The 12,909-nt window shown below is 64.9% G+C and carries 14 protein-coding genes; 4 read left to right on the forward strand and 10 right to left on the reverse strand.

What is annotated here, in order from left to right:
- Position 1 precedes the first annotated feature (1 nt).
- The 8 genes from PD284_RS12385 to PD284_RS12420 form a co-directional block, all read right to left on the reverse strand.
- Complete coding sequence (locus PD284_RS12385; RefSeq protein ID WP_274628495.1) at positions 2–976, reverse strand: methyltetrahydrofolate cobalamin methyltransferase; 975 nt, start codon at positions 974–976, stop codon at positions 2–4.
- 68 nt (positions 977–1,044) lie between these two features.
- Positions 1,045–2,145 carry a methylenetetrahydrofolate reductase gene (locus tag PD284_RS12390; RefSeq protein ID WP_274628496.1) on the reverse strand — a complete coding sequence of 367 codons (1,101 nt, stop codon included), beginning with the start codon at positions 2,143–2,145 and terminating at the stop codon, positions 1,045–1,047.
- Between the two features lie 205 nt (positions 2,146–2,350).
- Positions 2,351–2,998, reverse strand: a complete 648-nt coding sequence (locus tag PD284_RS12395) for a methylenetetrahydrofolate reductase C-terminal domain-containing protein (protein ID WP_274628497.1) — start codon at positions 2,996–2,998, stop codon at positions 2,351–2,353.
- Positions 2,991–3,293, reverse strand: coding sequence for a virulence factor (locus PD284_RS12400; protein ID WP_274628498.1), 303 nt, complete (start codon positions 3,291–3,293; stop codon positions 2,991–2,993). The genes PD284_RS12395 and PD284_RS12400 overlap by 8 nt, the downstream gene beginning before the upstream one ends.
- Positions 3,294–3,447: 154 nt before the next feature.
- Positions 3,448–4,212, reverse strand: a complete 765-nt coding sequence (locus PD284_RS12405) for a formyl transferase (RefSeq protein WP_274628499.1) — start codon at positions 4,210–4,212, stop codon at positions 3,448–3,450.
- A 93-nt stretch (positions 4,213–4,305) separates the two neighbouring features.
- The gene (locus tag PD284_RS12410; RefSeq protein ID WP_274628500.1) at positions 4,306–4,950 is read right to left on the reverse strand and encodes an exopolysaccharide biosynthesis protein; all 645 of its coding nucleotides are present in this window, start codon (positions 4,948–4,950) and stop codon (positions 4,306–4,308) included.
- Positions 4,951–5,085: 135 nt separating this feature from the next.
- Entirely contained in the window at positions 5,086–5,664 is a 579-nt protein-coding gene (locus tag PD284_RS12415; protein WP_274628501.1) for a DUF4893 domain-containing protein, read from the reverse strand.
- Positions 5,665–5,680: 16 nt separating this feature from the next.
- A complete protein-coding gene (locus PD284_RS12420; protein WP_274628502.1) occupies positions 5,681–6,322 on the reverse strand; it encodes a DUF1638 domain-containing protein in 642 nt (213 codons plus the stop codon).
- Positions 6,323–6,382: 60 nt separating this feature from the next.
- On the opposite strand from PD284_RS12420, the gene PD284_RS12425 reads away from it, so the two are divergent.
- Positions 6,383–6,517, forward strand: a complete 135-nt coding sequence (locus PD284_RS12425; protein ID WP_274628503.1) for an entericidin EcnAB — start codon at positions 6,383–6,385, stop codon at positions 6,515–6,517.
- A gap of 278 nt (positions 6,518–6,795) precedes the next feature.
- Here the strand turns inward: PD284_RS12425 and PD284_RS12430 are convergent, their stop codons facing one another.
- Positions 6,796–7,494: a corrinoid protein gene (locus PD284_RS12430; protein WP_274628504.1), complete on the reverse strand. Its 699-nt coding sequence runs from the start codon at positions 7,492–7,494 to the stop codon at positions 6,796–6,798.
- Between the two features lie 253 nt (positions 7,495–7,747).
- Between PD284_RS12430 and PD284_RS12435 the strand changes: the two genes are divergently transcribed.
- Both PD284_RS12435 and PD284_RS12440 read left to right on the forward strand, forming a co-directional pair.
- On the forward strand, positions 7,748–9,325 hold the full coding sequence (locus tag PD284_RS12435; RefSeq protein WP_274628505.1) for a trimethylamine methyltransferase family protein: 1,578 nt from the start codon (positions 7,748–7,750) through the stop codon (positions 9,323–9,325).
- Between the two features lie 516 nt (positions 9,326–9,841).
- Complete coding sequence (locus PD284_RS12440; protein ID WP_274628506.1) at positions 9,842–10,540, forward strand: hypothetical protein; 699 nt, start codon at positions 9,842–9,844, stop codon at positions 10,538–10,540.
- On the opposite strand, the gene PD284_RS12445 is transcribed toward PD284_RS12440, so the two are convergent.
- Positions 10,524–11,903 (reverse strand): adenylate/guanylate cyclase domain-containing protein, encoded by a 1,380-nt coding sequence (locus PD284_RS12445; protein WP_274628507.1) that lies wholly within the window; start codon positions 11,901–11,903, stop codon positions 10,524–10,526. The genes PD284_RS12440 and PD284_RS12445 overlap by 17 nt on opposite strands.
- Positions 11,904–12,149: 246 nt before the next feature.
- Between PD284_RS12445 and PD284_RS12450 the strand changes: the two genes are divergently transcribed.
- Entirely contained in the window at positions 12,150–12,878 is a 729-nt protein-coding gene (locus tag PD284_RS12450) for a dienelactone hydrolase family protein (protein ID WP_274628508.1), read from the forward strand.
- The last annotated feature ends 31 nt before the right edge of the window (positions 12,879–12,909 follow it).

Genomic DNA, 12,909 nt, shown 5'->3' on the forward strand with positions numbered 1-12,909 from the left:
GCTATCCCTGTACAGCCCGGCGCGCCTCGCGCCCGCCGCGGCGGCGGCCGCCATTGGCGGCGCCCGCATCGCCCGGAGCGTTGACCGCAACCGGCGGGGGAGCGGCGTGCTCGCCCGGCTTGAAATCCTTGTAGGTCTTGATCCAGGTCATGCAGTCGCGGTCGGTGCCGTTGAGCACGTTCGCGGCGCGCACAGCCTCCATCTCCTGCGGGCGGACCGGGTTCATGATGGCCGATGTCATGCCGGCGCCTATCACCATCGGGATGAAGCCGGCGTTGATGCCGTGGCGGTGGGGCAGGCCGAAGGAGATGTTGGAGAGGCCGCAGGTCGTGTTGACCTTCAGTTCCTCGCGCAGGCGGCGCAGGAGCGCGAATACCTGGCGGCCGGCGTCGCCCAGCGCGCCGATCGGCATGACCAGCGGATCGACGACGACGTCATGCGCCTTGATGCCGTGGTCCATGGCGCGCTCGACGATCTTCTTGGCGACCGCGAAACGCACGTCCGGGTCCATGGAGATGCCGGTCTCGTCGTTGGAGATGGCCACCACCGGCACGTCGTACTTCTTCACCAGCGGCAGGATGGCTTCCAGCTTCTCCTCCTCGCCGGTGACGGAGTTCACCAGCGGCCGGCCCTTGGCGACCTTGAGGCCTGCCTCGATGGCGGCGGTGACGGACGAATCGATGGAGAGCGGCAGGTCGACGAGGTTCTGCACGATCTCCAGCGTCTGGACCAGCAGGCCAGGCTCGGTTGCGTTCGGGTCGACCGCCGTGACGCCGGCATTGACGTCGAGCATGGTGGCGCCTGCGGCGGCCTGTTCCAGCGCGTCCTTGATGACGGTGTCGAAATTGCCCACCTGCATCTCCGCGGCCAGCTTCTTGCGGCCGGTCGGGTTGATGCGCTCGCCGATCACGCAAAATGGCTGGTCGAAGCCGATGACGATTTCGCGGGTCGCCGAAGCGACGATGGTGCGGGTCATGAATTACTCCTCGTGATATAAAGACTTCTTTATATCGTTATCTGGCGTGGTTCAAGCGATCGGTGCGGTCAATGCGCCGTCTTCACCATGTCGACCTGGGTTTCGGTGATATTGTCGTGGAGGATCTGGTCAAGTCGCTGGGCGACGAGCTGGTCGTCCTGGCGCGGCTCGCGCTTCCATGGCCGTCGCCCCTTCAGCACGCCCGATTCGTCGACGATCTCGGCGACATACTCCTCCTGCCGGTAGGCCATCACATGGACGCCGGCAACGCCCGGGATTTCCTTCACCTCGTTGATGATGTCGATGCAGATGCGCTTGCCTTCGGCCTTCTGGTCGGCAGCGCCTTCGAGCCGCGTGATGATCGAATCGGGAATGTGGATACCCGGCACGTTGGAGCGGATCCACCGCGCCGTCTTGGCCGAAGCAAGCGGCCCGACGCCGCACAGGATGAAAACCTGCTCGTGAAAGCCGAGGTCGCGAACGCGTTCCATGAAGCTGCGGAACATGGGCACGTCGAAACAGTACTGGCTCTGCACGAACTGCGCGCCGGCGGCGATCTTCTTGCCGAGATGGAGCGGGCGGAAATCGAACGGCGGGGCGAACGGGTTGACGGCGGCGCCCAGGAAGAGCTTCGGCGGCGTGGTGAGCTTTCGACCGGACAGGAACTTTCCATTGTCCCGCATGATGCGGATGGTTTCGAGCAGCGACATGGAATCAAGGTCGAAGACCGGCTTGGCGCCGGGCTGGTCGCCGGCCTGCACGCCGTCGCCGGTCAGGCACAGGATGTTCGCCACGCCCATGGCGGCCGCGCCCAGCACGTCGCCCTGGATGGCGATGCGGTTCTTGTCGCGGCAGGCGATCTGCATGATCGGCGCGTAGCCCATGCGGGTGAGCAGCGCGCAGATGCCGACCGAGGACATGTGGCAGTTTGCGCCCGACGCATCGACGGCGTTGATGCCGTCCACCCAGCCGTCGAAGATCCTTGCGCGGTTGTAGACGTCTTCCGGATCGGCGCTGTCGGGCGGGTTGAGCTCGGTGGTGACGGCGAACTCGCCGCGGCGCAGCACCCGCTCCAGCCGTCCGCGCGAGGTGTGGCCGGGCAGGGGCTCGAGCGGCAGGTGGATGCCGTCTGGATGCTCGTCGCGCTGAGGAGGGCGGGGTGAGGTCATTCGAGTCCCCCGCATGAGCGCCGGACCGCTACCCCCACCCCTAACTGCTCACGACAAGGGGGAGGGGAAGCCAGGCTCAGCACAACCGCGCGCAGTTCATCGGCGAGCAGGCGCGGCCGGGCAAGACGTTTCCGCTCCCCCTTGTGGGAAGGGGTCAGGGGTGGGGGCGCCTTGGAGGCCAGGCGGTAGATGCGAACAAGGTCGTTCACGCTGCACCCACCTTTCCTTGCTCTCGCTCGGAAGCAGCCAGCGCTGTCACGCGCAGCCAGGCCGATGTTTCGCGCAGCGACTGGTCGACCGGCTTCTGGACGTTGAGAATGGCGTCGCCAGCGGCCATGTTGCGCGAGCCTTCCCAGGCCTTCACCCAGACGCAGGGCATGTCGGGCTCGACCTCGCAGTTGCCATTGGCGCGAACGCCGCCGCACGGGCCGTTGCGAAGCTGCTTGGGGCAATTCATCGGGCAGGACATGCCGGTCGAGGAGAGGATGCACTGGCCACACATGCGGCAGTCGAACATGATGCCCTTGACCCGCTTCTCGACGAATTTCACCGGGGTCTCGACGCGGCCGTAGCCGATGCGCTTCCACACCGGATGCAGCCGCAGGAAGGCGTCGGCAAACCTGGAATAGAACCATTCGAGCGCGCGCGAATGCCGGACCGACCAGAGGCGCACCGAGTAGCTCCGCTGCACGCGACGCTGCGGGGACACGTCGGCGGGCTTGTAGTCGCTTTTCGACGCCGCCTTCTTGACGATGGTGGCCTGCGTCACGCCGCCGGTTGCGGAAGGCGGCGTGCCGTTCGCCGCATCAGCGGCGCTTGCTTGGGAGGCTATGCTCGGTTGTGCGTCAGCCATCTTCCTTGCCGCCGGATTTGGCGAGAGCGACCAGCCGCTCCCGATCGTATCGTGCATCGAGTTCGGTCGCGGCCTTGTCCGCCTCCGCCTCCAGGTCGTCGCTCACGGGCACCGGATCGGCTTTGCGCCATTCCGCCAGATAGGCGTCGGTTTCGGCTGCGCCCGACCGCATGGCCGCCATGTCGATGGCCTCGGTGAAGCGCAGGGGCAGTTCGCGCTTGGCGTTCTGACGACCCTTCTTGACGATGACCTGGGCAGGAATATCGCGCCAGTAAACGACGATCAGATCAGCCATTTCGTACTCTCGATGTGTGTGGTTGAGATTTGCAGGAACCGTAATGCGCCCGCTTGTTACCCGACGACGCCGGGGCTTTCAAAAGCGACGCGGGAACGTCGCTCGACGGAGATGTGGCACGGAAGCCATCCGGCCGCAGCGTGTAGCTTTGACGCTACCAGACCCCGCGCGTGATCCCCGTCCAGAAATAGTTCCAGATCGTGGGATGATACCATTGCTTCGACGGCAGGTCGGAGGCGACCGGCGCAAGCCGGCCGGCAAGCGCATCCTCGGCCGCCGCGATGCAGATCTCGCGCGACATCGCCGCCTGACGGAAGGCGTAGGTCATGAAATTGTCGTTCGGCGCCGGCTTGCCGCGGACTTGCCGGAGTGTGCCGCCGGTGTCGACGCCCGCATCCACCAGATGCACCGTTCCGCCGAAATTTTCCGCGTCGCCGCCGGCGAGCGCCCAGTAGCCGCCATTCATGCCGCGATACTTCGGATTGATGCCGGCGTGATAGTTGACGACGGGGCAGGGCATGTCGGCCAGCATGCCGGCCTTCATCATGCGGCAGCCGACGAGGAAGAGCAGATCCGGCTTCAGGCGAGCAACGGCGTCCTGGAAGCCGGGCGCGTTGACAGAGGAAACCCCGATGACCGACTGACCGGGCTGCGGGCCGGGTTTCAGGCCGTTGTCGTCGACGATCCGCGCGATCCGGCGCTTGAGGAGGCGCTTGGCGATGACGGTCCAGATCATCATCGCCGTCTGCCCGGCAGCATTGATGTAACCGAATCTCCTGACGCGCCGCCGGATCATGGCTCTGCGCGGCTCGCCTTCCTCGAGGATCACGTCGATGGGACCGAAGCGTTCGATCAGGGCGTTGGCGATGATCCAGGGGTGCGGTCCGCCCGCAGTGACGACGACGATCTTCGGGGACATTCGTACTTTCTGCGCGGCATCAGGTGGCAAGACCGTAGCCGCGAAACCTTAATCGCGGCTCTATCGGGCGTTGCAGCCTCACCCGCCGCTCGCTCAAAAGAGCCCGAACAGCGCGTGCGTGAGGAAGCCGGCTGTGCCGATGACCGCTCCGATGACGCCGAGGGCCGCGATGCCGACAAGACCGCCGACGCTCAGCAGCAGGCCGTCTCGCTCCGAAAGGGCAAGGCCGAGGATGGCGGTCGAGCAGGCCGGCAGCCAGTTGCCGAGCGGTATCGGCAGGGTGACGACCAGCCCGAGAAACAGGCTCACCGCGCCGATGAAGCGGTCGCCCTGACGCCTCCAGAACGGCCAGTAGCGGGGCTTCACGACCTGCTCCAGCCGGACGATGCGGGGGATCAGCCAGTCCATCACCTTGCGGAACTGTTCGGGCGAAATCGACTTGCTCAACAGGAACGTCGGCAGCCAGGCGCGACGGCTGCCATAGGCCATCTGCGCCGATACGATGACCAGCGGCAGGCCGAGGATGGCCGACGCCGGTGGCGGCAGCGGGATCATGTTGATGGCGGCGAAAAACACCAGCAGGCCGGCAAAGCCGCGGTCGCCCAGCGCATCACGGATCGTGCGCAGCGAGACCGGGCCGTCGGCATCGCGCGCCATCTGCGCGAAAAGCTGCGACAGTCGACGCGGCCGGCGGCGCGCGGGCGCGCCGGTCATCTGTCCATCGTCGAATCCGCGCATGTCATGTCTCATTCGAGAAGCCGCCCCCCGCGCCCCCATGCGCGTCGACGGGATTGTGAACTTGAGCCGTTAAGTCTTGATGACGTTTCGCACAGTTGCAGGCGAGGCGATGCATGGCAACCGGGCGCAGTCGGGCTAGCGGCGGAACTCGAGAACGTCGAGCCTGGATTCGTAGTGAGGGGCAGGGAATTCGATGCGCCATTCCTTCGCGCCGGTGCGAAAGGCGTAGCCTGCCTGATCCGTCTCGGGGCCTGCGCCGTAGTGCTTGGGCTTTTCTCCCGCGACGAACTGAGAACCGAGATAGACGAGCCGTTTGTCGCCATCGTCGAAGAAGCGGCCGATGGTGCGCTGCGAGCCGCTGAGCTTTTCAAGCCGCCAGCCGGAGCCGTCGTCAGTGACACGACACCTGAACCATCCGTATACGACGATCGGCGAAAGGCCGCCCAGCTTGGTCGTGCGGCACTGCCAGTCGCCGGTCATGTCGAAGCCGGAAAATTTCTGCAGCGGCTTGGCGAGGGACGCTTCGAGCGCGCTGCGATCCATGCTGTCGTCGTCTCCCTTCGCCTCCGCGAGGGCCTGCCGCCTGGTTTCTCCGTAGTTGTCGAGGCGTATCCGGTCGGCGGGGGTGATCAGCTTCATGATCTCGCCGTCGGCACGAGCCTCTGCTGCCGGAAGAAGGACGAGCAGAGTGAGCAGGCAGGCGCGCAGGTTCATGGAGTCTCCGGGGCTGTCAGGACCTTCGGCCTGCCTCTGCGGCAGCGTTGCGAAGCGCAGGCGTCAGGTCGCCGTAGCCGGTGAAGCGTCGCTCGTAGGCAAGTCCGAGCATCCTGGCCGCATCCTCCGCGACCTTGTCGAGTTCCGGATTTTCGGTTTGGGCAAGGTAGACGAGCTTTTCGTAATTGCCGAAATAGTCCGGGATCAACTCGGGATGGCGGTCGAGACCCAGCGGCCGGACGAAGAACGCCTCGAACTGGCGGCAGAGAAAATCGGTCATGTAGAAGCACAGCATGTCCGCTTCGCCTGACGCCGCGAATGCGTCGAGCCCCTGGTAGAAGGCGAAGCAGTGCGGTCCCCCGACGCGCTCCACGCCGTGCTTTTGCAAAACCTTGTCGAGCAGGCCGCCGGTGCCGCAGTCGGCATAGCCGGCGAAGATCTCCCCATAGCCGTCCGCCTTTGCCTCCAGGATGGCTTTCTCCATCGCAGGCGCGATCCTGTCCGGGTAGAAGTGGAACTCGGCCGGCAGGCAGGTGAGATCGAGATGATCCAGCCCGAAAGCCGCCTTCACGGCGAGAATTTCCCGCGCGATCATGCCGCAGGCAATCACCCGCAACCGGGACTGTCCCGTTTCGTTCTCGGTAATTTGTTCGGTCATGGAACCCATGCGGCGCCTCGCCGTTGCAAGGATTACTAGTCGAAAAGGGAGACACCGTCCATGAAACTCGCCCGCCTAGTTCCCATCGCGGCATTGATCGGCGCCATGCTTGTCGCGTCGTGCGCCAACACCGTGCGCGGCGTCGGCAGGGACGTGAAGGCGACCGCGAACGCTGTCGAGGACACCGTCAACTAGAACCGGCGGGATCTGCGCCTCGCCGGGAAGATGGCCGTCATGGGCCACGTTGTCTCTTCATCACACCGGATGGAGAGACAGATGTCGTTTGCACGAATCCGTTGCGTCTCGATGCTCCTATTGGCCCTCGCGGTCACCGCTGCCTGCCAGTCCACCAGCAGAACCTCCGGAGGTTCTGGAGGCGGCATGTCGGGCATGTCCGACAGCAGTTCGCCCTCTACAGGCGGCATGTCGGGAAACAGCGGCTCCTACTGAGCCGCTCTGGAAGCGACGGTCCTTCAGGCCGTGGCGCGCACGTTGTGGCGGCGCTTCATGAAGTCCTTCGCTGTCTCCACGGCGACGGCCGCGTCGCGACAATAAGCATCGGCGCCGACAGCCTTGCCGAACTCCTCGTTGAGCGGGGCGCCGCCGACCAGGACGATGAAGTCGTCGCGAATGCCCTTTTCCTTCATCGTGTCGATGACGACCTTCATGTAAGGCATGGTGGTCGTCAGCAGGGCCGACATGCCGATGATGTCGGGCTGGTGCTCCTCGATCGCCGCCAGATACTTCTCGACCGGGTTGTTGATGCCGAGGTCGATCACGTCGAAACCGGCGCCTTCCATCATCATGCCGACGAGGTTCTTGCCGATGTCGTGGATGTCGCCCTTGACCGTGCCGATGACCAGCTTGCCCTGCTTGGGCGCACCGGTGGCGGCCAGCAGCGGGCGCAGGATCGCCATGCCGGCCTTCATGGCGTTGGCCGACAAGAGCACCTCGGGAACGAAGAGGATGCCATCGCGGAAATCCTCGCCGACGATGCGCATGCCCTCGACCAGCGCCTCGGTGAGCACCGTGTAGGGCGCCCAGCCTCGGCCGAGAAGGATGTTCGTGCCTTCCTCGATCTCTTCCTTGAGCCCGTCATAGAGGTCGTCGTGCATCTGCTGCACGAGCTCTTCGTCGGAAAGCTCGGAAAGGATGATCTCGTCGTCGGACATGTTTCACTCCCAAGAGCGGCGACAGCCGCTTGCCAATCGGAATGTCGGAGCCATAGGTATCCCGTGACCCCGGCAGAGCCATAGCCGATTTGCGACTTCGTACAAGAGGAAAGCGACCGGACGCACAACCGTCGGCCTTGTCGATTTTGCGACAGGCGTTGGCGCTGGCGGGCCGTTTCCCCTAGGGTGCTCGGCTACGATCCAGCGCGAAGAACCGCCCGGGCGGCCGAATCGCGTTTCAGGGACTGCAATGATGGACGAAAAACTTGGCGGCGAAGCCGAATCTGCGGGCGCAAGGCGCTCGCGCGCAGACCGAGGCGGCGGCGCCGCGGCGCGGCGCGCGGCGCGCTCCGGCGGAGGACCGGGCCAGTCGCTGACCTACATCCGTCGCAGAATCGGCGTTTACGAGGTGCTGGACGAGGAGGGTCTCGCTCTCATCGAGAAGAACGCCGACACCATCCTCGAGGAAGTCGGCATCGAATTCCGCGATGACGCCGAGGCTCTGGAACTGTTCCGGCAGGCCGGCGCCGACGTGCGCGGGGAGAGGGTGCATTTTCCGCGCGGTCTGCCGCGGTCGCTTCTGAAGACCGCGCCTTCGATCTACACGCAGCATGCCCGCAATCCGGACCGCAATGTCGAGATCGGCGGCAAGGGGACGGTGTTCGCGCCGGTCTACGGCCCGCCCTTCGTGCGCGACCTCGACGGCAAGCGCCGCTACGCGACGATCGAGGATTTCAACAACTTCGTAAAACTCTCCTACATGGCGCCGTCGATCCACCATTCCGGGGGAACGGTGTGCGAGCCCGTGGACGTCCCGGTGAACAAGCGTCACCTGGACATGATCTACGCCCACATAAAATACACCGACAAGCCGTTCATGGGATCGGTGACCGCGCCGGAACGCGCGGAGGACACGATGGCGATGGCCAAGATCGTGTTCGGCGACGATTTCGTCGAGAACAACACGGTGCTGACCAGCCTCATCAACGCCAACTCGCCGATGGTCTTCGACGAGACGATGCTGGGGGCGCTGAAGGTCTACGCCCGCCACAACCAGGCCTGCATCGTGACGCCGTTCATCCTGGCCGGCGCGATGAGCCCGGTCACGGTCGCTGGCACGCTGACGCAGGTGCTGGCGGAGGTTCTGGCCGGCGCGTCGCTCACTCAGCTGATCAGGCCCGGCGCGCCGGTGCTTTTCGGCACCTTCGCCTCCTCGATCTCGATGCAGTCGGGCGCGCCGACATTTGGGACGCCGGAGCCGTCGCTGGTGTCGTATGGCGCGGCGCAGCTCGCGCGACGCCTCGGCCTGCCGTTCCGCACGGGCGGCTCGCTCTGCGCCTCCAAGGTGGCGGATGCGCAGGCCGCCTATGAGAGCGCCAACACGCTGAATTCCACCTTGCTCGCCGGCACCAATTTTGTCCTGCACGCAGCGGGGTGGCTCGAGGGCGGACTGTCGTCCGGCTATGAAAAGTTCATGATGGACATCGACCAGCTCGGCATGCAGCAGAGGTTTGCCGAGGGCGTCGACCTTTCCGAGAACGGACAGGCGATGGATGCCATCCGGCAGGTCGGTCCCGGCAGCCATTTCCTCGGCTGCGATCACACGCAGGCGAATTTCCAGACCGCCTTCTACCGGTCGAACATCGCCGACAACAATTCCTACGAGCAGTGGCTGGCCGAAGGCGAGAAGCGCGCGGATCAACGCGCCAATGAACTCGCGCGGCGCTGGCTGGAGAGCTACGAAGCGCCCCTGCTCGATCAAGGCATCGACGACGGCCTGAGGGACTTCATCGCCAGGAAGAAGGAGTCCATGCCAGACGCCTTCACTTGAAAGGAGCCCGATTCAGGCCGGGCTAAAGTGGCCAACATCATCCACAAGGAAGTCTGGCGCAGCGCCTTCAAGCGGACGCCGGGCGAGGGGTGACGTGTTGTCTCCAACCAGGGCCGTTGATGCTTCGGACCGGGTGATCGCGCAATTGGATCGCGACGCGGGGACCTTGAAGGTTGGCCAGGGGGCGGAAGCAGGGAGCACGCAGCCAGCGCGTGCAATCGGAGAGGATAGGCCACTTCGACCGTGGCGACGGCCTCGCTCTCTTGCGGAGGTAATGCAATGTGGCGAAGACCACTCAGCATTACCCTTAGAATCACGAAGACCCGGACGAGCTGGTCGATCAGCGTCCGGGTCCAAGTGACTACCTAAGGAAACGGATGGGCGGAGAAATCCGTCCATCCACTCCGGAACAGAAGATAACGCGGATCGGGAGAAGTTCCAAGAACCGGGCAAGACATGCCTGAGCTGCGGTTGGCGAACAGCAGAATGGTGCTTCTGCGACAAGTTTGAGGGCCGATGAGGAGTTCATCTACATCAAAGCTTGATGAGATCACGGCGGCCCTCTCGCCACATGGCCTCATCCTTCGCGGTGGGTTCAACTTTGCTGCTGCGGATGACGCGCCGCCCGGCCCGTCGGGCGCGGCGGCCAGGACCGTCGTCCTGGTCGGCAATGCCGGCGCGGCCTACTGGTCGCATTTCCAGCATTGGCGCGAGCAGCAGCCTGCGGCCCTCGCCAATCCACTCGACACATGGTCGCGCAATGTGATCGGCGCTGTGGCGGAACAACTCGGCGCCCGTGCCGTCTCGCCGTCCGATGTGCCCTATCTGCCGTTCCAGCAATGGGCGATGCGTGCGGAGAGTTTGAAGCCGTCGCCGCTCGGCATTCTCATGCACCCGATCTATGGCCTCTGGCACGCCTACCGGGGCGCGCTGCTCTTCGCGGCTGAGATTCCGATTCAAGCGCCTGACAAAGCGATTCATCTTTGCGATGCATGTAGCGGAAAACCTTGCCTGAAAACCTGTCCGGTCGATGCCTATTCGGAAACCACGTTCGACTATTCCGGCTGTGTCGAGCATGTCCGCAGCCCGGGCGGATCGCGATGCCGGTCTGTTGGCTGCCTCGATCGCAACGCGTGCCCGCAAGGCGAGACGTTCCGCTATCCGCCCGCCGTACAGGCATTTCACATGGCGAGCTACATCAGGCAGAAAGGCTGAGGGACGGCTCTTCTTCCGGATCACGCAGCACCCACACGTGGACGGGCTCGTCGCGGCCGCGAATGCTGACCAGCCCACGGTCCTCGGCGTCGATCCGGATGTTGCCGTCGTTCTCGCGCCGTGCGGCCTGGATGAGCGCATCGCCAAGGCACACGTTCACGCCCAGTTCTCGACCGAGCGCCTGTAGGCGGCTGGCGACGTTGACGGTGTCGCCGACCACCGCGAAGGACAGGCTGCGCTCGCTGCCGACGGCGCCAAGTACGGCGGGACCGAACTGCGCCCCGATCCGAACGTCGAGCGGCGGCAATCCAGCCTCCGCCCGGCTGGCGTTCCATTTGTGCAGCGCGAGAACGATCCCCTCCGCGCAGCGAATGGCGCGCGTGGCGTCGTCAGACCCGGCGCGCGGCACTCCGAATGTCGCCATGATACAGTCGCCGATATAGTTGTCGACGGTTCCGCCATTGTCGAACACCACCTGCTCCATACGGCGGTGGAACTGGCGCAGCAGTTCGAACACCTCTTCGGCCGGATGGTCCTCGGAATAGGATGTGAAGTCGACGATGTCCGCGAACAGCACGGCCATGTCCTGCCGCCGTACCGGCCCGAACGGCTCGTCCTCGGAGGCCAGTTCATCGACGACGTTAGGCGAGAAATGCCGCGCCAGGTTGACGCGCGCCCGCTCGGCCTTGATGTAGTCGTCGGCAAGGCGCCGCGACCGCGACACCACCAGGGCGATGATCGCCGCGATGATCAGGATGACGAAGATATTGGCCGCCTGATCGACGGTGTCGACGAAATTGGCGTTGAGATGGAACCGCAGGCGCTCGTTGAGCGCCAGGCCGTAAAGCCGCGTGGCTGGGATAATCGTGGTCGGCTGCGCCGCCACCCAGATCACTGCCCCGAGCCATGACATGGCGGCCGCGATCCCCAGCCATGCGGCCAGCCGCGGCGACAGGCTGAGCGCGCCCAGGCAGACGAAGACCAGGAGGAACTTGAAGCCGCTCAGACGCAACTGCATGGCGGGCGGCAAGGCATCTCCCCCAAAGGGGTTCGGCGCGATCAGCAATACCGTCACCAGGACGATATCGAAGGTGCCGATGACGTAACCGAGCCACGGCGCATCGCGCCGCCGGCGCAGCAGCAGGTACTGGATGTAGCCGGAGAGGAAGAGGAGGAAGAGCACCCCCAGCCCGAACAGCAGGGCGGGGCTCCACTTGCTGACCAGTGCGATGAAGGAGGCGATGGCTACCAGCGAGGCGGTGCGGGCCCAGAACTGCAGCTTCGCGCCCTCGCGTTCGGCGCGGACAAGCAGGTTCTTCAGCCGCGAGCGCCGGCGCAGTTCGAGAGTCCCAGTTGTCGCCATGCCGTGCTGCCGCTTTTCCCAAGCCTCCCGAGACGCCAAGCTGGGGATGACGGGGCGTCATTACCAGTCTCATCCGCGCATATGTCTCACGATTCCGTGGGGTGGCGAAAGCTTGCGAACGTCGGTCGCTCATTCCGACCGACTGGGCTTTCACCACGTTGCGTCGTTGCGGATTTGTTTTGCGGTTGTCTTGCGCGACATCGAGGGTAGACATGCGCTCGAGGCAGGCACTGTACGGAGGCGACGATGAACAGGCGCAACATCGACATCAGGACAAAGGATGGCGTTGCGAAGGCCGGCATTTTCGGTGCGGCTGAGGGGCGAGCGGGCGTTATTCTCTACATGGATGCCTTCGGGCCGCGCCCCGCGCTGGACGCCATGGCGTCGCGGCTGGCCGACAACGGCTATGCCGTGCTGGTGCCGGACCTGTTCTACCGGCAAGGCGCATATGGGCCGCTCGACGCCAAAACTGCCTTCGCCGACGACAAGGCCGGCGCCTGGCTTCGTGAGACGATGGCCGCGACCAGCCAGGCAATGACCGTGGACGACACCTGGGCCTTCCTGGATGCACTGGCTGGGGAGGGCGTCACGGGTCCGGTCGGCGCGGTAGGCTATTGCATGGGCGGCGCACGGGCGCTGAATGCCGCTGCTTCATATCCCGACAGCATCGCGGCTGCTGCCAGCTTCCATGGCGGCAACCTGGCGTCGGACGCCGCCGACAGCCCGCATCGGCACGCCGCCGACATCAAGGCGAAGGTCTATGTCGGCGTGGCCGGAGTCGACCGCAGCTTTCCGCCGGAGCAGTCCGCTCGGCTGGCCGAGGCGCTGCGCACGGCGGAGGTCGACCACATCATCGAGAACTATGTCGGCATGGCGCACGGTTGGGCGGTGCCCGACCACAGCGCGTTCAATGCGGCGGGTGCGGAGCGCCACTGGCGACGGCTCCTAACCTTCTTCGGGGAAGCGCTGGCCTAACTTCCAGTTTTGTCATCCCGACGGGTTCGGT

The organism is Mesorhizobium shangrilense (assembly GCF_028826155.1).
GTDB lineage: Bacteria > Pseudomonadota > Alphaproteobacteria > Rhizobiales > Rhizobiaceae > Arvimicrobium > Arvimicrobium flavum.